Consider the following 24,987-nt stretch of genomic DNA (forward strand, 5'->3'; position numbering starts at 1 on the left):
AGACCTTCGGCCGAGAGCGGGGCCCGGGAGCTGTGAACATCTCAACCTCCGTGTTCGAAGCCGCACTTGAGAGACGTGGGCGATCCGTGCCGCCCTGGTGCGACACGGGCAGTGGGCGGTGAAGGGGCGCCGTGTGCACCATCTGTCCGGCCCCGGGGCAGGGCCGGACGTCCCCTGCCGTCGGCGTCAGGGGCGCGATGTGATGGAGGGGGACAGAGCAACGGTCACCCTGCCGGACGGACCGAGGTACGCCATGGACCGCCACACGACCGCGACAACACGGCCAACGCGCCGGAACGCTTCTCTCGCGGCCCTACGGCTCGAACCGGCCGTCCTGGCTGTCACGACGGCAGCTCTCGCAGGCGGCGGCATCGCCTGGCTCACCGGTGCGAACGGCATCGCGGACATGTTCTGGGCTCTGGGCACCGTGTCCGCCGTCATCCCCGCAGTGGCGTGGGTGCTGGCCGCACTGCGGCGCGGGCAGGCGGGTGTGGACCTGATCGCGGTGCTCGCGCTCGGCGGCACCCTGGCCGTGGGCGAGTATCTGGCCGGCGCTCTGATCGCACTGATGCTCGCCACCGGCCGCACTCTGGAAGCTGCCGCCCAGCGGCGTGCCTCGCACGACCTGCGGACCCTGCTGGAGCACGCGCCGCGCACGGCGCGCCGCCGAACGGACGCAGGGGTGGCCACGGTGCCGCTGGGCCAGGTGGCCGTCGGCGACCTGCTCGTTGTCGGCCCTGGTGAAGTCGTTCCCGTCGACGGTCAAGTGGGCGGCACCGCCGTACTCGACGAGTCGGTGCTCACCGGCGAGCCCCTCCAAGTAGAGCGGGCACAGGGCGAAGAGGTGCGCAGCGGTGCGGTCAACGCGGGCGCCGCCTTCGAGATGCGCGCCACCGCCAGGGAGCGGGACAGCACGTACGCGGGGATCGTCCGGCTGGCCCAGCAGGCCGGGGCCGAGTCCGCGCCGGTCGTGCGGCTGGCCGATCGGTACGCGGCCTGGTTCCTTCCCCTGTCTCTCGCGACGGCCGGTCTGGCGTGGCTGATCAGCGGATCCGCGGTACGTGGGGTCGCCGTCCTGGTCGTCGCCACGCCCTGCCCCCTCCTCCTGGCCGCACCGGTCGCCATCGTCTCCGGCCTGTCACGCGCCTCCCGCCTCGGCGTCGTCGTCCGGGACGGCGGCACGCTGGAGAACCTCGGCCGCGCCCGCACCCTCCTGCTGGACAAGACCGGCACCCTCACCCGCGGTCGCCCTCGTGTCCTGGACGTGGCCGCAGCCCCCGGCTTCCGACCCACCGAGGTCCTGCGTCTGGCTGCCTCGGTCGACCAGTACTCGCCGCACGTCCTTGCTCAGGCCATCGTCGACACTGCCCGAGCGCGCGCCCTGGAGCTCTCGATCCCGGCAGATGTCACCGAGGAGCCCGGCCGAGGCGCCACCGGCACTGTGAAGGGGCACCGGACGACCATCGGCCGCCACGTCTCCTCCGGCGCACGCCCCGCGTGGGCCAAGGCGGTCGACAACCGCGCCCTGCTCGACGGCGCGGCCGTCGCCTGGCTCACCGTCGACGGGCACCTGGCCGGAGCGGTCCTCCTGTCCGACCCCCTGCGCCATGACGCCCCGCGCACCGTGCGCCACCTGCGCGCGGCAGGTATCCAACGGCTGCTGATGCTCACCGGCGACCGCACCGCACCCGCCCGTGAAGTCGCTGCCGTCCTCGGCCTCGACGGCGTACGAGCCGAGCTGGGCCCGGCCGAGAAGGTCGGCCTCGTACGCGCCGAGCGCGAGCATGCGGTCACCGTCATGGTCGGCGACGGCGTGAACGACGCGCCCGCGCTCGCCGCCGCCCACGTCGGCGTCGCCATGGGCGCCCGAGGCTCCACCGCCTCCTCCGAAGCCGCCGACATCGTCCTGACCACCGACCGCGTCGACCGCCTCGCCGACGCCGTCACCATCGCCCGACGTGCCCGCCGCATCGCTGTTCAAAGCGCCCTCGGCGGCATGCTCATGTCCCTGGCCGCCATGGCCGCAGCCGCCGTCGGGCTGCTCCCGCCCGCCGTCGGTGCGCTGCTCCAGGAGGGCATCGATGTCGCCGTCATCCTCAACGCCCTGCGCGCCCTGCGCGTCGACCACGCGGCCCGGCTGCCGCTCACTCCGACCGCCGAAGCCCTCATCCACCGCTTCGCCGCCGAACACGACGACCTCCAGGATGTCCTCGAAGCCGTCCGCGACGCAGCCGACCACCTCTCCGACAGCCCCGGCCCCCAGGCTCTCGCCGCTGTCGAGGAGACGCACCGGCTGCTCAGCGAGCGATTGCTGCCCCATGAACACGCCGAGGAGCACCAGCTGTATCCCGCCCTCGCCCCCACCCTGGGCGGACCCGAGGCAACCGCCACCATGAGCCGCGCCCACGCCGAGATCGACCGCCTCTCCCGCCGCATTGCCACCCACCTTCAACTGGCCCACGGCGACGGCGTCCTGGCCCCGGAACAACTCGATGACCTGCGCTGCTGCCTGTACGGCCTGAACACCGTCCTGCGCCTGCACTTCATCCAGGAGGAGGAGAACTACTTCTCCCTCGCCCCATGACCACAAGTCCCCCGCCAACACGGCCATGTGCCCGGCCATGCCGAGTGACGGCGAGGATCTTCCCGTCAGCGTCGCGCCCGTCATGACGGCGGAGGTGCGCACTCCAGTCGGCGGAAGTCTGCAACAGCGCAGCCACCTGCACCTGCGCATCGTCCGCGCCACCCCGGACCGGTCGTCCCGCACACCCCCATCGGTTCGTGATCCCTGCCAAGTGGTGAGCGCCCCGCGCTCCCGTGAGGCGGGCCGAACCGGCTACGCCTGGAGCCCGGAGAGGAGCCGTCGGCCCACCGGTGACCGAGTGCCCGTATCCGGTCAATGCGTCAGAGGTCTCGCACCTGGAGTCCGACGCACCTGGACCTGCCGTTGACGGAGTCGTAACCTCTCGAGTACGCCCCGGACCCCGGCTCGCGCTGATCTGTACGCGAGACCGACGCCCCAGCAGCCGTCTTGCGTCCGCATTGTCACGTGCTCATGGCGCAGGGGAGGCGTCGATGGGACGAACCGTTGAAGTGCGTGGGCTGCCCCGCCCTCTTCAGGACGACGCCGACAAGCACCCGTCGGCGCCGCTGAGTGATCACCGGCTGTCCCTGGCCGTGGAGGCCGGACGCTCGTCTGAGGACTTGGCTCTGTTGACAGACGTGGCGGTCGCAGCCCTGGCCAGGGCCGGGGCCTCCAAGTGGCTGCTCAAGCGGGCGGGCGACGCGGTCAGGATCGCCGCTCACTACGTCATCGGTCACAGCGACACACCGCGCATCGGCCTCATCGTGACGGCGGACGGGACGACGGTGACTCTGGCCGTCACCGACTACAGCGCTCCAGCTGAGCCCGGCCCTCCGGCCTGGCTCCCGGTCACCGCCGACAACGCCCTCCTCCTGGACGGTGTACGTCCGGGCATCGACCCTCTGACCGTGAATCCGCACGCCGACGGCCTGCAGTTGCACCGCACGCCCGACGGGCACATCCGGCTCGCCACGCGCGCCCCCTGGGAGCAGTCGCTGCCGCGTCAGCAGCGTCGCGACGGCTTCCCTCCCCCAGCCCCGCGCCACGACCCGGTGAGGTAGCCGGCGCGAGGGCCGTTTCCCGGCCGACGAGGGGATGAGGGAGTTCGCCGGCCGGGAAACCGGTACGGCCGAATGCCGTTTCATCGAGCAGCACGCGGCGGCTTCGGCCAGGGGCGCAGGTAGGCCACGGCCATGAGGGGTGGGCCCAATGGGCCCGGACCGGGGTCGTCCGCTCCTGTCGGGCGGGGTGGCCGCGGGCTGTAATGAGAAGAAGACGAAACAGACGGACTACGCGACCTCCGGTCCGACGGCAGGGGGGGGCGACGGGGCATGCGATTCGACGACCGCAGGGAGGCCGGACGTCAACTGGCCGCAGCGCTGGGGCACTTGCGCGCCGCGAACCCAGTGGTGCTGGGGCTGCCACGCGGCGGGATACCGGTGGCGTTCGAGGTGGCCCGGCACCTGCGCGCCCCGCTGGACGTGACCGTGGTGCGCAAGCTCGGTGTGCCGCACAGGCCGGAGCTCGCCTTCGGGGCGATCGGCGAGGACGGTGCCCGGGTCATCAACGACGACGTGGTCCGCGACGCCCGGATGAGCGACGACGAGCGCGCGGCCGTGGAGACGCGCGAGCGCGCGGAGCTGGAGCGCCGTGTGTCCCGCTACCGCGCCACCGGCTCACGTATCCCGGTGGCCGGGCGGACGGCCGTGGTGGTCGACGACGGGCTCGCCACCGGCGCGAGCGCGGCTGCCGCGTGCCAGGTCGTGCGGGCCCAGGGCCCGTCCCGGGTCGTCCTGGCCGTGCCCTTGGGCCCGCTGGAGACCGTGGCCGCACTCCGCTTCACCGTCGACGAACTGGTGTGCCTGCACACGGCGCGCGACTTCGACGGGGTCGGCGCCTGGTACCACGACTTCACCCAGACCGGCGACGACGAGGTGGCGTCCCTGCTCGCCCGTGCCCGCCGGCCGATGGTGACCGGCGCGGAGCCGGTCCCCTCCCCGCGCCCGCAGGCGTCCCCGTCGAACCGCGAGGTGACCTTCGACGCCGGCGGGGTCCGTCTGGCCGGACGTCTGACGGTCCCCGAACACGCGGCCGCGGCAGTCGCTTTCGTCCACGGCAGCGGCAGTAGCCGCCACAGCCCGCGTAACCGCTACGTCGCCGCTGCCCTGAACCGGGCGGGCCTGGCCACCTTGCTCTTCGACCTGCTCGCCCCCGCCGAGGAAGGCCGCCGCTCCGCCGTCTTCGACATCCGGCTCCTGTCCGGCCGCCTCGTCCAGGCCACCGCATGGCTGCACCGCCAAACCGGCTTGCCCATCGGCTACTTCGGGGCCAGCACCGGCGCCGCCGCGGCCCTGACGGCGGCCGCGGGGCCCGGTGGCCGCAGCTTCGCCATCGTCTCCCGCGGCGGCCGCCCCGACCTTGCCCCCGCCCCGCTCGCCGCCGTACGCGCGCCCACCCTGCTCATCGTCGGCAGCCGCGACACCGCCGTCCTCGCCCTCAACCAGCAGGCAGCCGCGCGGATGCGCTGCGAGCACCGAGTCGCTGTCGTCCCCCGCGCCGGTCACCTCTTCGAAGAGCCCGGTGCCCTCACCGCGGTGTCCGGGCTCGCCCGCGACTGGTTCACCTCCCACCTCACGACGGCACAGCCACGGCCCCCCGACGATGGCCACAGGCCCCTTCCCCCTCCCCACGCCCAGCAACGGGAACGTGAGGCCGCATCCGTGGACCCTTCGGCCCCGCGCGATGCGGTGCGGGGAGTGCCGAGGCTGACCTCATGAGCGCGGGAAGTGCTCCGCGGGGACCCGCGCGCCGGCCGTCGGGCACCGTCCTGAAATATGCCGGTCCGGTACGGACGAGCCGACGGTCGGCGTCGCCCCACAGAGCAGGGCACGTCATCCCGGACGGCTCGTCGCCAAGGGCACCATGCGGGAACTGGTGGCACGGGTCGCCGAGTGCGACAAGGTGCGTCTGACCGCCACGGGCAACCTCGTCGCGCACGTCGGCGCCTGCCGCGAACTGCGGCAGGCGGTGGGCGAAGGCGTGGCCGTGACCACAAGGACACTGTCGAGGCCGTGGTGCACGACGGCAGGAGCCTGCTGCCCGAACTCCTCGATCTCACCCACGAGTACGGGATCCGGATCAGGAGCGTCGCCATCGTCGCACCGGACCTGGAGTCGGCCTTCCTCCACGTCACCGGCACGGCGCTGCGGGAGTGAGCCGGGCATGCGTGCCGTACTCCCGATCGCGGCCAAGGGCCCGCACCACCACCGTGCCGCGCTTGCTGCGCGACCGGACGGCGCTGTTCTTGATGCTCCTGCTGCCCGTCGCGATCATCGTCGTGATCGGGGCCGCCGTCAGGGGATTCGACCAGTTCCGCATCGTGATCGTCGCGGCGGGGCGGCCGTGCCCGTCGCCGTCTCCTCGATCACCGCCGTCGTCGTCGCCGACCACACGGGGCGGCTCCACGCAGCCCGCTTCACGGTCAGGACCGGCGGCACCTTCGGCGGGCGGGTCGCTCTCTCCCAGGCGGCCGCCCACCATGCTGCTCGTCCTGCTCGTCTTCATCAACGCCCTGTCCGGCGGCGCCGCCATCGTCGAGACCCGCCGGTCGCCTGCTTCGCCCTTGCCCTCATCCAGTCGACATCGGTCGTCGGCATCGGCGCACCCGCCTTCGCCGTCCACTGCGGTGACCCGCTCACCGCGACCCTGCTGATCGCCGTCCGGCGCCGGTGGGCACCGGAGCGGGCGTGCTGTCCGGCGCCCTGTTCCGCACCCCGGAACAGCTCCACGCCATCGGCCCAGCCGTCGGCATCGGGCTCGGCATGCTCGGCGGCTGCGCCTGGCCGCTCATCATCGTCCCCAGGTGGCTGCGCGCCGTCGGTCACGCGGTGCCCTACGCATGAAGCCGTCGGCTCCTGGACCGTCCTCCTCTCCCAGCAGCGAAGTCTCGCCGTCATCCTCCGCAACCTCGCGCCACTCTCGGCCTCCGCGGTGGGCCGCCCACCCAGGTCTCGTTCGGCCTGCACCGCAGGCTCGCCTCACCGGCCGGGGTGCCGCGAAGCTGACCACTGCCGCGCCGGGACGGCACCCGGCGGGAGTCACACATGTTTCCGCCCGTCCGCTCTCAGCCCGCGCTCCCCAGGTACTCGGGAACCTCGGCCCCGTGGCACACCGGGCACGTCACGTGCCGGGCGAGCCGGGTGCTGTGGCTCAGCCCCATGCCCGCCGTCCTCGGCACGGGCTCCCGTCCCACCCGTACGTGCTCGGCACACAATCCGACACCACACCGATGGCACACGGCCACGGCCGCCACGGCCTCGTCGGCCAGCGCACAGTCATAGCAGTTCATGACGACCCTCCGTACAGAACCGTCCCTACGCCCCCATCTTCCCGCGAACCAAGCCACGTTGGCGTGGTCCACACGGCCCGGGGCCGGGGGACGCACGGCCCCTGCCCACCAACACGGCATGACGCGACGCTCGAAGGGAACCGAAGCCGTCCCGAACCGAAGCCGCCCCGATTCGTCAGGTCCTCGGCCGGTCGAGGATGGCCGACCGGGCCGTGCACAAGGACAAGCGACGGTGCCGCCATGGACGCCACGCAGACGCACGACTTCCGCTCCGCCGGCCCCCACCACGCGGCCAACTACCTTGTGCGGGCGGCCGTCCTGGCCCCGTCCCTGCACAACTCCCAGCCCTGGCTGTTCACGGGCGACGCGACCGGCCTGGACCTGTACGCGGACCCCACCCGCCGGCTCACCCTGTCCGACCCCGACGCACGGGAACTCTTCATCAGCTGCGGCGCGGCGCTCTTCAACGTGCGCCTGGCGATGCGGCACCTGGGCTTCGTACCCGTCGTACGCCTCCTCCCCCATGCGTCGAACCCGGCTCATCTCGCCCACGTCGACTGGGGTCCGCACGAAGTGGCGAGCGAGGCAACGGAGTTGATGCACCGTTCCCTGCGTGTCCGCCACACGCACCGCGGACCGTTCAGTGCCTCACCGCTTCCCCCGCCCCTCATCGATGAGCTGCGCCGACAGGCCCACGCCGAGGGCGCCGACCTGCGTGTCGTGGAGTCCGGTCGGCAGCGCGCCCGCATCGCGGAACTGGTCCGCGAAGCGGAGACCATCCACCGCCGCGATCCCGGACGCCGTACCGAACTCCTGCAATGGTCACAGGAGTTCCACGGTTCCCGGCTCGACGGTGTTCCCCTGGCGACGTGCACCTACCACCCCGACTGCGTCACCCTCGCCGGCCGCGACTTCCTCGGCCTCACCTTCACCCTGCCGGCGCCACCCGAGGTGTGGCGCAGCCGAACCGGTCTCGTTGCCGTCCTCACCACCCGACGCGACACACGTACGGAGTGGCTGCAGGCAGGACAGGCCCTGCAACGGGTCCTGCTGCACGCGACCGCGTACGGCTCCGCGGCTGCGTTCCACACCCAGCCGCTGGAACTGCCGCGGCTGCGCAGCGAGGTACGCGCGGCGTTGTGGTTCGGGCCGTTTCCACAGATGATCCTGCGCCTCGGCCACGCACCCCACGGAGCACCGACACCACGGCGTCCGGTCGCGGATGTGCTACGGGCACGGTCGGGGCGAGAGCCGCATGTGTCCTTGGCCCGGAGAGCCGACAAACCCGCGATCACCAACGGTCTCGCACGGGGAGAAGGGTGAGAAGGGCGCCGTGGATGCCCGGTCCGGTCTCTCACTTTGTGTCAGTCGTGCGAGACGACCGCGATCGGGCAGGTCACGTGGTGGATCGCGGAGTGAGCCGTGTGGCCCAGGTGGGGGCCGGTGGTGCGCCGGCGGCCGATGACGAGGAGGCCGGCACCGGTGGCCGCCTTGATGAGGTGGTGGCCGGGGTGTCCGTGCACGATCTTCTCGGTGACCGGGGTGTCGGGGTACTTGTGGCGCCAGGGCTGCAGGGTTGCCGTGAGGGCCTGGGACTTGGCCATCCGCAGATCCTCCTCGTCGGGCAGCAGGGAGGGGACCGCAGGGTAAGAGCCGGCGAGCGGAGGCAGGGTCCGGGCGTGCAGGACGTGCAGGGATGCGTGGCGGTGCGCGGCGGCGTCGAAGGCGTAGGCGATCAGTTCGTCGCTCGGGTGGTCCAGGTCGAGGCCGAGCAGCACCTGCCGGTACGGCGTGCGATGAAGGGGCGCCGTGTCCGTGTACGGGAGACGTTCGTCCTCCGGCCGCTCCCCGGCCCGTACGAGAACGACCGGGTGTTCGGCGCGGGAGGCGACCGCGAGGGCCACCGAGCCGACCATGAACCCGGCGAACGCCGTGAACCCGCGGGAGCCGAGGACCAGGGCTTCCGACTCGGCGGCGGCTTGGAGCAGAGCCGGGATCGGCGGATCGTCGATGCGCCGGGCGACGATCTTCAACGCCGGGTGGGCGTAGGAGAGTTGTAGGGCCGCACGGTCCAGGGCGGTGCGGGCGCGCTCGGCCGGCACATCGACTTCGGGCAGGTGCGTGGGCGCGTCGGCCTCGGTGCCTGCGTGCAGGAGGCGCAGGGGCAGGTCGCGGAGCTCGGCTTCGCGGGCCGCCCAGTCGGCGGCGTCCAGACTCTCGCGGGAACCGTCGATTCCGGCGGTGACGGTGCGGCAGGACATGAGAGCTTCCTTCGTGGGACGGGTCTTCGTGGGACGGGTCTTCGTGGGACGGGTCAGTGGGCGCCCTCGGCTCGGGCTCGGGGCGGTTGAAGTCGTGCGTCACTCGCGGGGGACGATGGCGACCGGGCAGTCGGCGTGGTGCAGCAAGGCGTGGTTGACGGGACCGAGCTGCATCCCCACATGTCCTTTGCGGCGCCGCGCCCCGACGACCAGCAGATCGGAGGCGACCGCGGCGTTCAGGAGCACCACGCGGGCATGTCCCTCGACCACCTCTCGGCGGACGCCGGGTGTGCCCGGTGTGCTGACCGTCGGCTCGCGCAGGGCTTCGTCCAGTTCCGCCTCCGCACGCCGCTGGTGTCCGTCCGTCCATCCCGAGGCACGCGGGTAGTCCGGGACTTCGTGCGCCAGACAGCGCCAGGCGCGCACGGCACGCAGGGCGGCGCCGCGCTGCTCGGCGGCTGCGCGGGCGAAGGCCACGGCCGATGACGTCTCCTGAACCTCGCCGACACCGACGGTCACCTGGCCGAAGCCCCCGCTGCGATTCTTGGTCCCGCCCCGTACGACGATCACCGGTGATTCGGCATGGGCCGCGACCGACAGACCCACCGAACCAAGGAGCATCCCTGCCAGCCGGCCTCTGCCACGGCTGCCGACGACAACGGCGCAGGCCGTACGGGTCTCCCGGATCAAGGCCGCGGCGGGGTCCTCCGGCACCACCTCGCCGATGGCCTTCACCGCCGGCCCACGTCGGTTGGCGCGCTCGACCGCCTGCGCGACGATGTGGTCGGCGAACACGCGCTCATCGCTCCGGCTGGTGACTGCGGACAACTCGTGGCGCTCGTACCACCCCCAGCCGGCGCCGTACACCACGCGCAGTGTCGCTTCGCGCCGTACGGCCTCATCCGCGGCCCAGTCCAGGGCCTGGAGACTCGGCTCCGAGCCGTCGACGCCCACGATCAGTGGCTGCTCCACTGTCCTGGCCCCTCTCTGTTCGCCGTTCGTCTCTTCTCGACGCTGCCACCGAGCCGTGCGACCCGGCAGCGGCGAAGCGGCCCCGGGGAGAGGCCGCTTGGCCCCCTGGAGGGGGGCGTCCTGGAGGGGGCGGGTACCGACGGGTGGCGGGAGCCGGGCGAATTCGTGCTCGTACCCGCATAGGCGTCATCGGGGTCGACAGCGAGTTCCGGCGAGACCGCGGCGTGGGACGGGCTGCGTCTCCTCACCGGGCGCGAAGGGTCGCGACCGACGTGCGGCGGCTCCCGTTCTGCGCCCCTTGCACCGCCCCCGAGTACGACGCCCCCGCCCCGCTGACCGCCGTTGCCCCCGCACCGGGCCACCGACCTGGCCTGCATGCTGCTCCCGGGCAGGGGCTCAGGGGGCGTAGTCACGTCCGTTGCCGATCCGCCGGCCGTGGCTCACGGGGCCGCCCGACAGGACGACCGGCCCTCGCCATGGGCCCGGGCAGCCTCTGGGACGGGCGGGCCGGGCGAAGGACGCTGAGGGTGGCGATTCGCCGACGAGGGGGCCGAGATGGGCACCATGCCTACGAGGCGATGTCCACGGAGGAGCTGCGACGGAGGAGCTGCGCTCGCGCTTCTTCGGGGTGGGCCGGAGATCGGCGCCGCACGACCGCAGACCGCGTGCACGGCTCCCACGGGACCGCGTGTAGGGCGCTGCTCGCCGCGTCCCGGACCGGTGGCACGGGCCGGTGGAGCCACCGGGCTCGGCACCGGTGCGGCACCGGTGCGGCACCGCGTCTCACGGTCGTCGAGCGGCCTGCCGTGTCTGGCGGAGGCCGACTTCAACCCCGCCCCGGCCCGGGTCGGGGGTGTCACCTCGCTCGATGCCCGCGTCTGCCTGCTGTCCCAGCGTGCCAGGCGCCCCTGCCTGCGGCGGCCTCGCTCAGATGCCTGCCGTTCCGAGAAGTCCGAGGAGGGGAAGTCCCATGAAACGAAGCAAGATCGGCTCGGTGATGACGAGCGAAGTCGTACGCGTCGGCTACGACACTCCGTTCAAGGAGGTAGCGCGGCTGCTGCACGAGCACCGGATCAGCGGCCTGCCCGTGGTGGACGTCGACGAGAAAGTGATCGGAGTGATCTCCGAGACCGACCTCCTGGCCCGGCAGACCACCGAACCCGACCTCACGGAACACCGCGTGCGGTGGCCGCACTTCACAGCTGGCAGCCGAGCGGTGCGGGCCAGGAAGCGGGCCCGCACCGCAGGCCGGCTGATGTCCCGTCCGGCCGTCACCACGCGCGCCGAGGACACGATCGCCGAAGCCGCCCGCACCATGGCCCACCACCGCGTCGAACGGCTGCCGGTCGTGGACGAGAAGGACCGCCTGGTCGGGATCGTCACCCGGCGCGACCTGCTCCAGGTCTTCCTGCGCCCGGACGAGGACCTCCGCCGTGACGTCATCGAGGAGGTGCTCGTCCGCACATTGTGGCTGGGCCCCGGAGCGATCTCCGTCGAGGTCCAGGAAGGCGTGATCACGCTGCGCGGACAGCTGGAACGGCGCAGCGCGGTTTCGGTGGCGGTGCGCATGGCCCAGCAGATCGACGGTGTCGTGGCCGTCGTCGACAAGCTCACCTATCGCTTCGACGACTCCCATCTGCGCCCGGACGAGCAGGCGTTGCACGGTGTCGCCGACGAGTGGTTGCGCAAGCTGTGAGGAGACGACGGCCATGACGCCCAACGTGTTGGTCGGCCACGCCCCCAAGAACGGCTCGACTGCCGGGACCGCCGAAGCAGTCGCCGAGATGCCGCGCGAGCAAGGCCACGCAGCAGCGGCCCGGTCCGCATCACAGGTCCGCGGCCTCCGCGACGGGCGCCGCGCGGTCCCTCCACGCCAGCGGGGCGACGGCTTCCACGACTTCGCGCGGGCGAGGCCCAGGGCGCTGGGCCCCGCCGCCGAGCCCGGCTCCGCGTCGGCCACGCCCGGTGAGGAGTGAGCGGCCGTGCGTACCCGTGTGCGCTGGTGGCGATGGCGCCACAATGAGTTGCGCCGCCGCTCGGACGTCGTGGAGGCATGGACCGTGCTCGTGTTCGGCGCCGTGCTGGCGCTCGGTGTCCCAGCGGCGGGGCTGACCGCGGGGATCTCGACCTATCCGAAGGCTCGGGCCGAGGCCGCGGCACAGGCAGCCGCGCGCCACCCGGTACAGGCCGAACTGACGCGGGACGCAACCGCGTTGCCGCCTGCGGTCCACGGTGCGGGCGCCGTGAAGCGGCACCTCGTCCCTGTGCGCTGGAGCGATGCGGACGGCGTAGTCCGCCACGGAACAGCCCTGGTGTCGGCCGGCGCGCATCGTGGGGACCACACACAGATCTGGCTGGACGCACGCGACAGGGTCGTGCCCGCGCCCATGAACACGGCCGATGTCTGGTCCCGGACACTGACGAACGCCACCACCACCTCCGGTTCGCTCACGGTCTTGGTGTGCGGCACATACGTCGTCGTACGCCGGATCGCACAGCGCCACCGCATGGCCGAGTGGGACCGCGAATGGGCACGGACGGGCCCCGAGTGGCGGCAGCGGAAGAGCTGAACCAACTGCGGTGCACGGCCACTTGGCGCCTGCCGCGGCCCGGCCTGGGACCGGAGGGTGAAGGTCTCGCACGACGCCGCGGTGGGATCCGCTCAGCGCTGATGTACACCTGCGGGTACTGCTCGGTGAGGCGGTCGAGCGCTGCACGCAGGTCACGGTATCGGCCGCACGCTGCCGCTCAGCTCGGCCGCGGCAGCGCAGCCGCGTGAACCCGCGCGGCAGCAGCGCAAGTCGGGCCCACGGCCCGCGTACCCGATGTTGAGTTCACCGCCGGGAAGCCCGGCCAGGCGGCCGCGGGCCGCGCCCGGGTGAACTGCGCCCGGGTCTTGGCCGAGTCGCCGGGCTTCGGGGCGGCGCGTGTCCGCACCGGCGCCAGAGGTCAGGGCCTTATCGGCCGGTGATGTGTGAGGTCGTAGAGGGCCTGGGTAGCCAGCGCGAACAGGAAGAGGATCCCCATCGCGACAAAGAGCAGAGTGAAGAACATCGCCCAGAACTCGGCGGTCAGCATCGTCTGCACGGCCCCTCCCTTCACCACGTGTCTTCAACTCCACCCAACCCGCCCCGCGTCCGTCACGCCCGAGGCCGTTGTTCCCCGCGCGGGCCGACCGGGTTACCCCGCCCGGCCCCACCCCAGGCCCATGACACTGCTCCGCACTGCGTCTGCTGGAGCACACCCGCCACCAGCGTCATCACCCGCGACGGACGCCTCGAACTCGTCCGAGGGACAGGATGCGCAGCATGAGGGGGTGGGGGCAGAAGGTCACGGGTGAGGTCGATGACGACCGGTTGCTCACGGGCCGGGGTTTCCGCATCGAGGAGCGGGAGGGGACATGGCGGTCGGACCTGGGGGTGACGGACCTGTGGGGCCGGAGAGGGCTGCGCGACGGGCGACAGCCGAGGGGGCCGCCAGGGGCTGGGGCGACATGACCCGGTACGGGCGGGAAATCACTGCCGGGCGCAGCGGGGTGAGACGCGAGCCGGAGTGCTCGTCGGCCGATTGCCACGGATGTACCGGGTGTGGCCTTGCCGAGCGTGCGCGCGAACCCCTGGAAGAGCAGCGGCGGCTCCTCGCGCCGCAGCAGCGGCTGATCCCCCTGCGGTGCGATGCGGTCGGCGTCGCGGGATCCCAGGGCACGCGGATGCCCGGCCGTAGGCCGGCCAACCCCGCGTACCCACCGGATACGGATACGCGGTAGGGCGCACCCCTCCGTGGGGTTGCCTGCCACGTTCGCAGAGAGGCCGAGAGGTTCACGGGCCTCGACGTGGATGCGGAGTTCGGCCCTGGCCAGGGCGGTCAACGCCGCCTCTGGGACACGGCGACATCAGCGACAGCCTGCTCCAGGGCCTTGGTTCACCTACTGGTCCCGGAGTTGAGGGCTGGGGGGAGCTGGAACAGGCGGACGGCCTTGGCCAAGGCCCCGCAGCGCCGGAGTCATGACCGGTTGTCCCCCGAGAAGGCCCGAGTGGCCCGGCCCTGGCCACCGTCTTCTGCCCGACGATGGACACAAGGGAACGGGGGACAGCATCAACGGCCGAACGACGGGCCGCGTGGCCGCGACGGGCCTGAGCGAAGCGCGGTGCCCCGCACGTCGGGTGGGTACGAGGACGACCCGCAAGGGCTACGGAGAAGGGGCCCGGTTCCGGGAAGCGCCGGGAGGGGAGCCGGACGCCAGTGAGGTGGGTGGACGATGAAGGACACACTGTCCCTGGGGCGGATCGCCGGTGTCCGCGTCGGTCTGCACTGGAGTGTGCTGGCCATCGTCGTGCTGGTCGCCGTCATGCTGGCCGAAGGCCGCTTCCCTGACATTCACCCGGGTTATCCCGCCCTTCTCTACTGGGCACTCGGGTTCCTGGCGTCGGTGCTGTTCCTGATCTCTCTGCTCGCCCACGAGCTCGCCCACGCCGTCGTCGCCCATCGACACGACGTCCAGGTCGACGGCATCACGTTGTGGATGCTCGGCGGCGTCGCCCGGCTGCGTACCGAGCCCTCAACTCCGGGCGCGGAGCTGCGTATCGCCGCTGCGGGACCGCTCACGAGCGCCCTCGTGGGTGGCCTGTGCACCGGTGTCGCCCTGGGGCTTGGCGCCGGGCCCGCCTCCGGGCTGCCGGCCGAGACGTTCGCCTGGCTGGCCGCGCTCAACCTCACCCTGGCCGTTTTCAACGCCCTGCCCGCCGCCCCACTCGACGGCGGTCGGCTGCTGCACGCCTTGCTGTGGCACCGCACCGGTGACCGTCTGCGCGCCACCCGAGCCGCAGCCGCGGCCGGACGGGCCCTCGGCTGGTTCATGCTGATCACCGGACTCGGAGCAGTGCTGTGGGGCAACCTGTCCGGGCTGTGGCCCGCATTCGTCGGCTGGTTCCTCATCGCCGCCTCGTCCGCCGAGGCCCAACAGGTGGAGTTGCGCAGCGCTTTGAACGGCATTCCCGTTCGCCAGGTCATGACCCGCGACCTGGTGACGGTCCCCGCCACGGTGCCCCTCACGGCATTCCTGGCGCAGGGGCTCTTCGGCCACTACCGCCACTCGGCCTTCCCCGTCCTCACCCCGGACGGCACGGTGGTCGGTCTGGTCACCGTGCGCCTCGTCAACCGCACCCCGGTCCAGGCCCGCTCCACCTCCACGGTCGCCGACGTGATGCGCCCACTGGCAGAGGTAGTCACCGCCGCCCCCGACGACCCGGTGTTGAACCTGGTGCCGCGCCTGAACGCGGGCAAGGACCACCGTGCCCTCGTGCTCGACGACGGCCTCCTGGTCGGCATCGTCACCAGCAGCGACATCAGCCGAGCCCTGACCTGGCTCACCACGGCCACGCGGCCGAACACGTGAGCCGCCTCTGGAACGCGTCCCCAACGCTCCCTGCTGCATCGACGTGACGCACATCGCGGAGCTCTCGTAGGCCGTCCCTGCGGGTCATCACTGTCGGGTTGGAGTGCCCCGCATGGGTCGGCGTGCTGGCGCCGGCGATGTCGACGGCGACAGGACGGTGCGTGGTCATGCGCCTCCGATGGGACGGGAGTCGCGCGGCAGACCAGCCCCTCCCCTCGTCAAGGCGGGCCCTCCGGCCCTCCCGCACCGCCCCGTTCGGCTCTGTCGCGCCGTGCGGGCGGCCGTAGGCTGGAATCAGCCTGCGGGGCAAACGCAGAATCCTTCCGAACCGCCGCTTCCGACACGAGAGTTCCGGCTCCCACCAGAAGGCTTCGCGGGGCGGAAGGCGGAGAGGCCCGAGGGCCGTCAGGACGGTGATGCGTCATGGTCTTCCCGAACCGCCGCGTCGCGGGCCGCCTCCTGGCCGAACAAGTCGCGCGTCTGCCGCACTGGTCCGACGGCCGCGCCGTCAGGGCAGTGATCGGCGTATCGGAGGGCGGCGTTCCGGTCGCCCACGAGGTCGCGCGCCACCTGCGCGTGCCGCTCGACGTCACCCTCGTCCGCAGGATCAGCGCACCCGGCAATCCTGAACTGACCATCGGTGCGGTGGGCGAGAACGGCATGCTCGTATGCGCTGACACCTTCCTGAGGCGCTTCGCCTCCGAAGGCCCGCTCCTGCCCGAACTCGCCCGCGAGGCCGGGGACTGGCTCGCGCGCCGAGCCCGCCTCCTGCGCGGCGGCCACCCGCCCGTCGACGTCAAGGGCTGCGAAGTGGTCCTGGTGGAGGACGGCGTGGTCACCGGGACCACGGCGCGTGCGGCCGTCGGCGTCCTGCGCCGCAGAGGAGCGAAGGATGTCGTCCTCGCCGTTCCGGTGGCTCCGCCCCAAGTCCTCCACCAGCTGCGGCCGTTGGTCACCGAGATCGCCTGTACGGAGATCCGCGACATCTCCGACACCGACGCCTGCTACCGGGATCACCGACCGACCCCGGACTCCGAGATCAGCAGGTTGCTGGCCGCGTCTCGCGCCGTCGCCGTCGGGCAGCACACCCCGAACGACTCTCATTCGCCCGTTCAAGGACGGTCAGCGTGACCACCCACGCCAGCATCACCACGAGCTCCGCGACAGTCGACACCGATACGCTGCGTGCGCTGTGCGCCGCACAGACAGCCGCACAAGCACCCGTGCTCTCGCTGTACTTCGCGCTCGATCCACGCCCGACGGCGGAATCGGATACCGCGCTGCGCCAACAGGCCCTGACCGGGCACCTGGCCGCAGAGGGCGGCGCGGCGGCAGCGGCCGCGCATCTCGCACCCCTGGTCAAGAAGGCCACTCCTGGCACCGGGGTGCTGGCCGCCTTCGCCACCGCCGACAGCGTGCTGTTCGCCACCCGCCTCCCCGGATCGGCACAGGGCGACCTCGCCCGGTACGCGGCCGTGCCCCACCTGCTCCCCCTCCTTGAGTGGCACCAGCAGCACCCGGCGCACGTCCTCGCCCTCGTCGACCGCACCGGAGCCGACATCGAGGCGTACCCACCCGGCTGCACCGAGCCGGCCCGCCGCAGGGTGGACGGCCCCGACGACGAGATCGAACGCAACGCCCCCGGCGGCCGGTCCCAGATGCGCTATCAACACCGCGCGGAAGACTCCTGGGAGCACAACGCCACGCAAGCCGCAGGCGCCGTCACCGCCGCACTGACCCGCACCGGCGCGCACGTGCTGCTGCTCGCCGGGGACGTACGGGCCGTTCAGTATCTGCTGAAGCACCTGCCCACCCGCGTGCACCGCGATGTCGCAGTCCGCCGTGTCAGCGGCGGCCGGAGCCCGGACGGCGCGGCCGGCATCCGGTCCGTGCAGATCGTCGCGGAGCTGCACCGGGCCGCCGAAGCGGAGACGGCAGCCGTCCTGCGGCACCTGGCAGCCGAGCGCCGCCCAGGAGGCCGTACGGTCGACGGGGCACGCGCCACGCTCACGGCGCTCGCCCAGGGCCGTCTGGACACGCTCGTGGTCACCGACCACCCCCGGGACCACCGCACGGCCTGGGTGGGCCCCGCCCCCACCGACGTCGCCCCGCGCCATCGCACCCTGCTACGCAAGGGAGTAGGGGCCAGTCAGGCACACCTGACGGACATCGCGGTCCGCGCCGCCCTCCTCACAGGATCCGACGTACGCGTCCTGACACCCCGCACGCCCGGCGCGCCGGCCCAGGGAATCGGCGGCCTGTGCCGCTTCAACCGCCCCGGCCACCAGGGGCCGTGAGCCTGGTCCACAAGACGCGGGCGGAGTCGTCCGAGCCCCCCTCAAGGGGCGTTCGGCCCCACGACACCCGCACCATCACCGGACAGGCTGGAAGGAACAGGAAGGGAAGAGAATCGGAAGGCGGCGAAGAAGCCATGCGTCCAGGCACTCCTACGATCCATGCTCTCGACGCGACCATCCGTGCCGTGCTGCGTTCGCGGGCGCACTGGCCCCTCAGCCGCACGCTTGTGCTGATCACCTATGCCGGCCGCAGGAGCGGACGCCTCCACACCGTGCCCGTCCGGTATGCGCGCTCCGCCGACGATGAGACCCTTTACGTCCTCGTCGGCGATGCCCACCGCAACACGTGGTGGCGCAGCCTGCGTCCGGCCGCCCCCGTCCGGTTGCGTCTGCGCGGCCGGGAGGTCGATGCCACCGCCGAGGCCCTGGACAGCGCCGTGCTGCCGTACGAGGCCCGCGCCGCTCTGTGGACCTACCGGCTGCGGTTCCCGCATGCCCAGGTGCCCCACGGTGGTGTGGTGATGGTGCGGCTGCGACTGCGCGGGCCGAGCCCCGCGCCCCGGGCCGGAGAGGCGGTCAACCGCCGCATCGTCGTCACGCGATCCGGCGGACCGCAGTCGCTCCGGCTGGTGACCGAGGCCGTGCCGGAGCCCGGAGCCGGAGAGGTACGCGTCGCCGTCACCGCCACGGAGGTCAACTTCACCGACGTGCTGCTGCGCGAAGGCGTCTACCCGGGCGGGCCCAAGCCGCCGTTCACCCCCGGCTACGACCTCGTCGGCGAAGTCGACGCGCTCGGCCCGGGAGTCACTGGCTGGACGGCCGGGCAGCGCGTGGCGGCGCTGACCGTGTACGGGGCCTACGCCGACTACGTCTGCCTGCCCGCCCACCGCCTGGTGGCCCTGCCGTCCGACGTGGACCCACTGCAGGCACTCGGGCTCCTGCTCAGCTACGTGACGGCGTACCAACTGCTGCACCGCGCCGCTCACGTACGCAAAGGAGAACGCGTCCTGGTCCAGGGCGCCGGCGGCTCGGTCGGCACCGCCGCCCTCCAACTCGGCCTGCGCGACGGCCTTGAGATGTACGGCACGGCCGCGGGTGAAGCCGCCGAGCGCGTCGCGGCGCTCGGTGCCACAGCCATCGACTACACCCACGAATATGTGGCCGCCCGAGTGAGTGCCCAGACCGGCGGCGGTGCGGACGTCGTGCTCGACGGCATCGGCGGCCGTACGGCATGGGGTTCCTACCGAGCCCTGCGCCCCGGGGGGCGACTGATCCTGTTCGGCCACCACGCGACTCTCTCCCACGGACGGCACAGCCTGGCCCGCACCCTCGGTTTCTACACCGTGGGCGCCCTGCTCTTCGCGGCCACGGTGCTCCCCGCCCACAAGCACGTGACGACGTACCGGATCGCCGAACTCCGCGACCGGCACCCCGACTGGTACCAGGAGGACCTCGACGCGCTCCTGCGCCTGCTCGCATCGGGCGCGATCAACCCGCCACCGGTCACACCCCTGCCCCTCGCACGGGCAGCACAGGCCCACGAACGCCTCGGACAAGGGCACATGACCGGCAAACACGTGCTCCTCTGCCGTCCGTCCCGCACGTCGGGAGCCGCGTGACGGGCACCCCGCCGGGCGGGAACGGCCGGACATGGGGACCGGTAAGACATCGCGCCCGTGTGCACGGACTCCCCCGCTGGCGGCCGGCTGCGCGGCGCCGCACTCCGGCGATCGGGGCTCGGCGGGTCCATCCGGACGGAGGCGCTGCGGATGCCTCGGCAGCGATCAGCCGTGAAGGTGAGACGGAGGCACTCGGCCACCGGACGGACAAGCCGGACGGCTAGAGGGACGACGAACAAGAGAAAGGGGCCTCATGGCGGTCTCCCCGCACTCCATCCGCGCCAGGTTCCGTGGAGCCGCGATCGTCCTGCTCAGCGGGGCGGCGCTGCTGGGCATGGCCCCCACGGAAGCCGCGGCGAGCGCCCCCCTGCCGACGGCCACGGCCCGGTGCACTGCCGACACCGGTCCGTACCAGCGGCAGTTGGAGGGGTACTTGCGGCTGCGCGTCGACGGGGTGCAGTCGGACGCGGACTGCGAGGCGATCCGTCGGTTCCAGCAGCGGCAGGGGGTGCGACCGGCCGACGGGACGGCGAACCTGTGGACGTACCGCATGATGCTCGTCGCCCAGGCCGGGCGGAACCCGAACCGTGCCGGACACTGCCCCGTGCGCCCTCGCCGGGTGACGTGTGTGGACATGGACCGCCAGCTCCTGTGGGTGCAGACCGGCCGTCGCGTGGACTTCGGGCCTGTGCCCGTGCGCACCGGACGCGACGGGCAGGAGACCCGCCGCGGCTGGCACACCGTGTATTGGCGCCACCGCGACCACTACTCGAACCTCTTCCACAACGCGCCGATGCCGTTCGCCCAGTTCTTCGACCGGGGGCAGGCACTGCATGGCTCGCCCCACGATCTGTACAACGGTGGCGGCTCGGCGGGCTGCATCAATCTGCGGGTCCCCGACGCGGAGCGGCTGTGGCGGCTGCTCAAGGTGGGCGACCTGGTCCATGTGTGGGGGGTCAAGCCGGGCACGCGGGGCTGACACGCGGCACGGCCGGGCGGGGCATCCGGAATGCCCCGCCCGGCCGTGCCGTACGGCTGTCGGGTCCGCTCAGCCCTTCTTCCCGTGCTCTCCACGCTGGTTGGCGAGCTTCACGGTGACGCCCTTGGCAGCGTTGCGGGCGGTGACCTGGTAGGGCCCGGTGACCGGACGTGAGGGCAGTACATAGCCCTCCGGTACGGCGGTCTCCTGGAGGTAGTACGCGCCGAGCGGAAGGCCGGTGAAGGCACAGCGGCCCGCCCTGTCGGTGGCGCAGCCACGGCCGACGGCGGTGTCGGGGCGGGAGCCCGACGTCTGCAGGCCGGGGCGGCCGTTGGTCTCACGCCAGAGCCGGAAGACGGCTCCGGCCAGCGGCCGGCCGCTCTTCTTGTCGGTCTTGGCCACCGCGATGGACCCCTTGGGTGCGCGGTGTCGGCTGTCCTTGGCGGTCACCGATACGCCCTTGTCGGCGTTGTCCTTGGTGAGGGTGATCGGGCCGAAGACCGCGGGCGACGGCAGGTCGTAACCGGCCGGGGCCTTGACCTCCTGCCAGTAGTACGTGCCGAAGGGCACGGTCTGCTCGCAGACTCCGGAGCCCCCTGTGGTGCACGGGGCACCCCTGGGAACGTCGGGGTTGGGGCCCGAAGTCTGCAGGCCCGGGCGGCCGTTGGCCTCGATCCAGAGTTGGAAGACGCCCCCGCCGAGCGGTCGGCCGGTCTCCTTGTCCGTCTTGAGGACGCGGACCTCACCGGAGGCGGTGCCTTGTTCCTTCGTGTTGGTGGCGGTCACCGAGACGCCCTTGTCGGCGTTGTCCTTGGTGAGGGTGATCGGGCCCAGGACGGCGGGGTTGGGCGGGACGTAGCCGGGCGGGGCCTGGACCTCACGCCAGTAGTAGGTGCCCAGTGGCACCGTCTGGACACATTCGCCCGCTGCCTCGGTGGTGCAGGCGGACCCGACGCGGGTGTCCGGCTTGGCACCGTCCATCTGGAGACCGCTCTGTCCGTTGGTCTCGTGCCACAGCTCGAAGACGGCCCCGGCGATCGGGTCGCCGGTGTCCTTGTCGGTCTTGAGGACCTTCACCTCCCCCTCGGTGGGGGCGACGTCGCAGTCGGGCAGGTCACCTTCGAAGGGGTAGTTGTGGAACTCCTGCCCGCCGCCGCCCGTGGCCGAGCTGGTGTGGGTGAGCGAACCGGTGGTGAAGAAGCGCCCGTTCATGCCCGGCACGCTCACCGTCGTCATGGACGCCTGTTCACCGATCAGGACGCTGCCCTGGAACTGCCCGGTGCCCTTGAACTCGACGGACGTCGCGTCCGGGAAGTTCCACAAGAGGCGGCTGCGCATCTGGTTGAGCTGGCTGGAGTCGTCGATGGTGCCGCTGTAGGTGTTGATGACGCGGCGGGTGCCCAGGACGTTCACCAGGACGGTGGCGTCGTCCGGGATGTTCGCGAAGCGAATGCCCTCCTGCCCGCCGCTCGCGCTCTGCATGTCGAAGTCGACGTTGAAGACCTGGATCTTCGAGGTGCCGTCACCGGTGAAGAGCGTCTCGCCGCCCGCGTGCACCGCGGTCCCCGTGGGCGGCCGTGTGCTGCTCCCACCGGTGGGGTGCGCATAGCACTTGCTGGCCTCGGTGAGCTGGTCGCGCAGCGGGATGTACGGGGTGGCCGCGCCCGCGTCCCGCACGTTCTGCTGGGCGACGATGGTGCCGCTGTCCGTGCCCGCGTGCCGCACGACCCCCTCGTCGGCGAGGAGGCGCTGCCCACTGGCGACGGTCACGTTGCCACCGGTGGTGAGCCAGTCGGAGCCCACCGGCGGGGCGACGCGCGAACCGACTCCGGCCTCGCCGACGTTGTAGATGCCGCTGACCCCCGCTCCCTTCTGCTGGTCGAAGTCGCCGAGCACCACGACCCGGCCTTCGGCCTCGGCCGCCTTCTCTCGGACCCGGAAGTCGCCGCCGACGTACACGTTGATGGCGTTGTCGCGGTACTGGATCGATCCGTTGTTGATGGGGGGATAGCCGCCGGACGGGCAGTTGCCCGGGACACACGGCCCGAGCCCGCCGGGCAGCGGCTTCGCGGCCAGCGCCGCCCCGGACACGGTCGCGGACGCGGTCGCGGTGGGCGTCGGCAATGCAGCCATGGCACCCAGGGCCGCCACCGCCAGCAGCGCTGCGCGCAGGCGCGGACGCACGGTCGAGCCGAGCGGTCTCGGCCCTGCAGTGAGCAAGAGACGGAACACGGGGACAACCAGCTCCTCAGGAAGTGTGATGATCCCCCTCGCCCCAGATTCACACGTCGGCACCCGCGCCTTCCCCGGTCGCCCTGATGTCGCGCGCAACCCCACCCCAAAGGAGCAGGAAAGCGCGAGCAGGCGGGGGCCGCGTCATCAGAGGTGCCTGTCCGCAAGGGGCCCGCCGGCCCAGACGCGTCACCCCCCCGGCAGTCCGTGCGGGAACTCCACCCGGGACACGAGGGCGCAGCGGCATCCCCGTCACCCGCCTCACCGTCGCATCCCCGCGCCGTCCGGAGGTGACGTCCCGGACCACTGCTACAGCTATGGCCACATTACTGACGGGTCATTAATGTTTCTCCGTCAACCCCCCTTCCCCACAGGAGAGTTGGGAGAGCCGCATGACATCAGCCTTACGCAGGAGAACGGTGGCGGCAGGGGCCGCCGTCGCAGTGGCGGTGCTCGCTCTGCCCGGGTCCGCCGCCGCGCAGAGCGGTCACACGCCGAGCGACGCCCCGAACGCGATCCCCTCGACCCAGTCCGCCGGGGCGGCCACCGGCACCGGGAAGCACCACAAGCACAAGAAGCGGCCGGGCGGGAAGAGGCCGGGCAAGAAGACGCCCCCCGGAGAGATCCTCAGCTCGGAGCCGTCCGCGTTCCAGTACACGCCGGGCGTACCCACCCCCACCAAGGCATGGAAGATCACCTATCGGTCGACCTCTGCCGACGGCCGGCCCAACGCGGTCTCCGGCACAGTGATCGTTCCCGACGACGGCAAGACGACTCCCCGCCCTCTCATCACGTATGCGGTCGGCACCGTCGGCCTCGGCGACAAGTGCGCACCCTCCGCCGGATTCCCGGGCGGCACCACGACCGAGGCACCGCTCGTCAACGCCGCGCTGGTACGGGGCTACGCGGTCGTCGTCACGGACTACGAGGGCCTCGGCACGCCGGGGGACCACACCTACATGGTCGCCAAGGCGCAGGGCAGCGCGGTGCTCGACGCGGCACGCGCGGCCCAGCGGCACCCTGAAGCGGCGAAGTACGGGGTCGACAAGGCGGCGCCTGTCGGGATCATGGGCTACTCGCAGGGCGGTGGCGCGAGCGCGAAGGCCGCCGAGATGGCCGCGTCCTACGCTCCCGAACTGAAGGTCAAGGGCACGGCGAGCGGCGGTGTCCCGGCGGATCTCGCCAAGGTCGCCGACTCGCTCGAGGGCAGCGACAGCGCCGGCTATCTGCTGATGTCGGCCGTCGGCCTGAACGCCGCCGATCCTGCTCTCCACCTCGACAAATACCTCAACGACGAGGGCCGCAAGCTCGCCGCCGTGGTCCGGAACGAATGCGTCGGAACGGCCCTGGAGGCCGGGCGCGGCAAGACCATCGAGGATGTGACAACGTCCAACCCGCTGGAGCGTCGGGACTGGCAGCGGGCCATCGCCAAGCAGTTCATCGGAAGCAAGCGTCCGTCGGCGCCGACGTTCCTCTACCACGGGGACGCGGACGAAACGATCCCCTACGCGGTGGGGCAGAAGCTCCGCGCCGATTGGTGCGCGAAGGGCCACGCCGTGGAGTGGAAGTCCTTCCCCGGTCAGTCCCATGTCGGGACGGCGATCCAGGGCAACGGCCCGGCACTCGAGTGGCTCGGCCAGCGGTTCGCCGGCCAGCCCACATCCGGCAACTGCGGCACGTGAACCACGAGCCCTGCGCCTGGGCGCCCAGGCCGAGTAGAAGCAAACAGACATAGGCAGCGGTGGGAGGGAGCCCGCTCCCTCCCACCGCTCCCAGAGCAACAAGAGAGGCCGCCCTCACGGACGGCCTCCGGCCTGCGGTTCTCACCGACAGCTTGCCGGCGCTGATTCGACACGATCCGCGGAACTACGCGTTCGAACCAGGAGGGCCCAGCGGAGTCAGGGCCAGGTGCCAGCCCCCGTGCCAGTTCGCAGGTGCGTGATCCCCATCAGTGCTGCACGGCCATCCACCGGCTTGCCCCCCCGGGCACATCACCCAGCTCCCGACCGGCTGACCGAACTCAGTCCGAATCGAGCAGTTGGCCGCGCCGCGGCCTCGGCCGTGCGTGCTCCGCCCAGGCTCGGGCGAACCGTTCGTGAACGGGGATCGGGATGGCGACCGCTGCGGGGTCGTCCGCCAGGGCGGGCGGGGCGGGGCGGGGGGCTTTGGCCGCAGCGAGCTCCTTGCGGACGGCGCGGTGGTGGTCGAGGGTCCAGGTGTTCCAGCGGCGGACGGTGCGGTCGGCCGGGCGGTCGAAGGCGTGCAGTTGGAGGTGGAGCGCCGCCGCGTCACGGCCTACG

Annotated in this window: 22 protein-coding genes; 15 read left to right on the forward strand and 7 right to left on the reverse strand. The window is 72.1% G+C overall.

Annotated features, from left to right (window positions below):
* The first annotated feature begins 253 nt into the window (after positions 1-253).
* The 4 genes from ACQB60_RS15830 to ACQB60_RS15845 all read left to right on the forward strand — a co-directional run bounded on the left by ACQB60_RS15830 (position 254) and on the right by ACQB60_RS15845 (position 5,799).
* Positions 254-2,584, forward strand: a complete 2,331-nt coding sequence (locus ACQB60_RS15830) for a heavy metal translocating P-type ATPase (protein ID WP_496926601.1) — start codon at positions 254-256, stop codon at positions 2,582-2,584.
* Positions 2,585-3,222: 638 nt separating this feature from the next.
* Positions 3,223-3,645, forward strand: coding sequence for a hypothetical protein (locus ACQB60_RS15835; protein ID WP_496926602.1), 423 nt, complete (start codon positions 3,223-3,225; stop codon positions 3,643-3,645).
* 270 nt (positions 3,646-3,915) lie between these two features.
* Positions 3,916-5,361 (forward strand): phosphoribosyltransferase family protein, encoded by a 1,446-nt coding sequence (locus ACQB60_RS15840; RefSeq protein WP_496926603.1) that lies wholly within the window; start codon positions 3,916-3,918, stop codon positions 5,359-5,361.
* A gap of 294 nt (positions 5,362-5,655) precedes the next feature.
* Positions 5,656-5,799, forward strand: coding sequence for a hypothetical protein (locus ACQB60_RS15845; protein ID WP_496926604.1), 144 nt, complete (start codon positions 5,656-5,658; stop codon positions 5,797-5,799).
* On the opposite strand, the gene ACQB60_RS15850 is transcribed toward ACQB60_RS15845, so the two are convergent.
* A complete protein-coding gene (locus tag ACQB60_RS15850) occupies positions 5,774-6,148 on the reverse strand; it encodes a hypothetical protein (RefSeq protein WP_496926605.1) in 375 nt (124 codons plus the stop codon). The two genes, ACQB60_RS15845 and ACQB60_RS15850, sit on opposite strands and share 26 nt — an antisense overlap.
* 182 nt (positions 6,149-6,330) lie before the next feature.
* Here ACQB60_RS15850 and ACQB60_RS15855 point away from each other — a divergent pair, with 182 nt between their 5' ends.
* The gene (locus ACQB60_RS15855) at positions 6,331-6,486 is read left to right on the forward strand and encodes a hypothetical protein (RefSeq protein ID WP_496926606.1); all 156 of its coding nucleotides are present in this window, start codon (positions 6,331-6,333) and stop codon (positions 6,484-6,486) included.
* Between the two features lie 221 nt (positions 6,487-6,707).
* Here ACQB60_RS15855 and ACQB60_RS15860 read toward each other — a convergent pair whose 3' ends face one another.
* The gene (locus tag ACQB60_RS15860) at positions 6,708-6,932 is read right to left on the reverse strand and encodes a DUF2180 family protein (protein WP_496926607.1); all 225 of its coding nucleotides are present in this window, start codon (positions 6,930-6,932) and stop codon (positions 6,708-6,710) included.
* Between the two features lie 240 nt (positions 6,933-7,172).
* Here ACQB60_RS15860 and ACQB60_RS15865 point away from each other — a divergent pair, with 240 nt between their 5' ends.
* A complete protein-coding gene (locus tag ACQB60_RS15865; protein ID WP_496926608.1) occupies positions 7,173-8,255 on the forward strand; it encodes an Acg family FMN-binding oxidoreductase in 1,083 nt (360 codons plus the stop codon).
* 41 nt (positions 8,256-8,296) lie between these two features.
* Here the strand turns inward: ACQB60_RS15865 and ACQB60_RS15870 are convergent, their stop codons facing one another.
* Both ACQB60_RS15870 and ACQB60_RS15875 read right to left on the reverse strand, forming a co-directional pair.
* Positions 8,297-9,193, reverse strand: a complete 897-nt coding sequence (locus tag ACQB60_RS15870; RefSeq protein WP_496926609.1) for a universal stress protein — start codon at positions 9,191-9,193, stop codon at positions 8,297-8,299.
* Between the two features lie 99 nt (positions 9,194-9,292).
* Complete coding sequence (locus tag ACQB60_RS15875; protein WP_496926610.1) at positions 9,293-10,165, reverse strand: universal stress protein; 873 nt, start codon at positions 10,163-10,165, stop codon at positions 9,293-9,295.
* Positions 10,166-11,135: 970 nt separating this feature from the next.
* Between ACQB60_RS15875 and ACQB60_RS15880 the strand changes: the two genes are divergently transcribed.
* From ACQB60_RS15880 to ACQB60_RS15890, 3 genes are read left to right on the forward strand one after another with little or no spacing between them, the layout of a single operon-like run.
* Positions 11,136-11,861, forward strand: a complete 726-nt coding sequence (locus tag ACQB60_RS15880; protein WP_496926611.1) for a CBS domain-containing protein — start codon at positions 11,136-11,138, stop codon at positions 11,859-11,861.
* Positions 11,862-11,874: 13 nt separating this feature from the next.
* Entirely contained in the window at positions 11,875-12,141 is a 267-nt protein-coding gene (locus ACQB60_RS15885; RefSeq protein WP_496926612.1) for a hypothetical protein, read from the forward strand.
* A gap of 6 nt (positions 12,142-12,147) precedes the next feature.
* Positions 12,148-12,735 (forward strand): Rv1733c family protein, encoded by a 588-nt coding sequence (locus ACQB60_RS15890; protein WP_496926613.1) that lies wholly within the window; start codon positions 12,148-12,150, stop codon positions 12,733-12,735.
* Positions 12,736-13,114: 379 nt separating this feature from the next.
* Here the strand turns inward: ACQB60_RS15890 and ACQB60_RS15895 are convergent, their stop codons facing one another.
* Positions 13,115-13,252: a hypothetical protein gene (locus ACQB60_RS15895; RefSeq protein ID WP_496926614.1), complete on the reverse strand. Its 138-nt coding sequence runs from the start codon at positions 13,250-13,252 to the stop codon at positions 13,115-13,117.
* Positions 13,253-14,423: 1,171 nt separating this feature from the next.
* Here ACQB60_RS15895 and ACQB60_RS15900 point away from each other — a divergent pair.
* The 5 genes from ACQB60_RS15900 to ACQB60_RS15920 all read left to right on the forward strand — a co-directional run bounded on the left by ACQB60_RS15900 (position 14,424) and on the right by ACQB60_RS15920 (position 20,455).
* Complete coding sequence (locus ACQB60_RS15900; protein ID WP_496926615.1) at positions 14,424-15,560, forward strand: site-2 protease family protein; 1,137 nt, start codon at positions 14,424-14,426, stop codon at positions 15,558-15,560.
* A gap of 423 nt (positions 15,561-15,983) precedes the next feature.
* Positions 15,984-16,691: a phosphoribosyltransferase gene (locus ACQB60_RS15905; RefSeq protein ID WP_496926616.1), complete on the forward strand. Its 708-nt coding sequence runs from the start codon at positions 15,984-15,986 to the stop codon at positions 16,689-16,691.
* The gene (locus ACQB60_RS15910) at positions 16,688-17,857 is read left to right on the forward strand and encodes a baeRF2 domain-containing protein (protein ID WP_496926617.1); all 1,170 of its coding nucleotides are present in this window, start codon (positions 16,688-16,690) and stop codon (positions 17,855-17,857) included. Before ACQB60_RS15905 ends, ACQB60_RS15910 begins: the two co-directional genes overlap by 4 nt.
* Positions 17,858-18,042: 185 nt before the next feature.
* Positions 18,043-19,476 carry a nitroreductase/quinone reductase family protein gene (locus tag ACQB60_RS15915; RefSeq protein ID WP_496926618.1) on the forward strand — a complete coding sequence of 478 codons (1,434 nt, stop codon included), beginning with the start codon at positions 18,043-18,045 and terminating at the stop codon, positions 19,474-19,476.
* A 253-nt stretch (positions 19,477-19,729) separates the two neighbouring features.
* Positions 19,730-20,455, forward strand: coding sequence for a L,D-transpeptidase family protein (locus ACQB60_RS15920; RefSeq protein WP_496926619.1), 726 nt, complete (start codon positions 19,730-19,732; stop codon positions 20,453-20,455).
* 69 nt (positions 20,456-20,524) lie between these two features.
* Here the strand turns inward: ACQB60_RS15920 and ACQB60_RS15925 are convergent, their stop codons facing one another.
* Positions 20,525-22,588, reverse strand: a complete 2,064-nt coding sequence (locus ACQB60_RS15925) for a choice-of-anchor A family protein (RefSeq protein ID WP_496926620.1) — start codon at positions 22,586-22,588, stop codon at positions 20,525-20,527.
* A gap of 491 nt (positions 22,589-23,079) precedes the next feature.
* On the opposite strand from ACQB60_RS15925, the gene ACQB60_RS15930 reads away from it, so the two are divergent.
* Positions 23,080-24,369 carry a lipase family protein gene (locus ACQB60_RS15930; protein ID WP_496926621.1) on the forward strand — a complete coding sequence of 430 codons (1,290 nt, stop codon included), beginning with the start codon at positions 23,080-23,082 and terminating at the stop codon, positions 24,367-24,369.
* Between the two features lie 338 nt (positions 24,370-24,707).
* Here ACQB60_RS15930 and ACQB60_RS15935 read toward each other — a convergent pair.
* On the reverse strand, positions 24,708-24,987 hold a 280-nt coding region (locus tag ACQB60_RS15935), incomplete at its 5' end, for a hypothetical protein (RefSeq protein WP_496926622.1).

Source organism: Streptomyces odontotermitis (assembly GCF_050510915.1).
Taxonomy (GTDB): Bacteria; Actinomycetota; Actinomycetes; order Streptomycetales; family Streptomycetaceae; genus Streptomyces.

Excerpts from the sequence above, each read along its gene's own strand:
- ACQB60_RS15885 (WP_496926612.1), top strand. The coding sequence starts at position 11,875 with ATGACGCCCAACGTGTTGGTCGGCCACGCCCCCAAGAACGGCTCGACT.
- ACQB60_RS15930 (WP_496926621.1), top strand. The coding sequence starts at position 23,080 with ATGACATCAGCCTTACGCAGGAGAACGGTGGCGGCAGGGGCCGCCGTC.
- ACQB60_RS15900 (WP_496926615.1), top strand. The coding sequence starts at position 14,424 with ATGAAGGACACACTGTCCCTGGGGCGGATCGCCGGTGTCCGCGTCGGT.
- ACQB60_RS15830 (WP_496926601.1), top strand. The coding sequence starts at position 254 with ATGGACCGCCACACGACCGCGACAACACGGCCAACGCGCCGGAACGCT.
- ACQB60_RS15880 (WP_496926611.1), top strand. The coding sequence starts at position 11,136 with ATGAAACGAAGCAAGATCGGCTCGGTGATGACGAGCGAAGTCGTACGC.
- ACQB60_RS15860 (WP_496926607.1), bottom strand. The coding sequence starts at position 6,932 with ATGAACTGCTATGACTGTGCGCTGGCCGACGAGGCCGTGGCGGCCGTG.
- ACQB60_RS15865 (WP_496926608.1), top strand. The coding sequence starts at position 7,173 with ATGGACGCCACGCAGACGCACGACTTCCGCTCCGCCGGCCCCCACCAC.
- ACQB60_RS15905 (WP_496926616.1), top strand. The coding sequence starts at position 15,984 with ATGGTCTTCCCGAACCGCCGCGTCGCGGGCCGCCTCCTGGCCGAACAA.
- ACQB60_RS15870 (WP_496926609.1), bottom strand. The coding sequence starts at position 9,193 with ATGTCCTGCCGCACCGTCACCGCCGGAATCGACGGTTCCCGCGAGAGT.
- ACQB60_RS15925 (WP_496926620.1), bottom strand. The coding sequence starts at position 22,588 with ATGGCTGCATTGCCGACGCCCACCGCGACCGCGTCCGCGACCGTGTCC.
- ACQB60_RS15920 (WP_496926619.1), top strand. The coding sequence starts at position 19,730 with ATGGCGGTCTCCCCGCACTCCATCCGCGCCAGGTTCCGTGGAGCCGCG.
- ACQB60_RS15850 (WP_496926605.1), bottom strand. The coding sequence starts at position 6,148 with ATGAAGACGAGCAGGACGAGCAGCATGGTGGGCGGCCGCCTGGGAGAG.
- ACQB60_RS15840 (WP_496926603.1), top strand. The coding sequence starts at position 3,916 with ATGCGATTCGACGACCGCAGGGAGGCCGGACGTCAACTGGCCGCAGCG.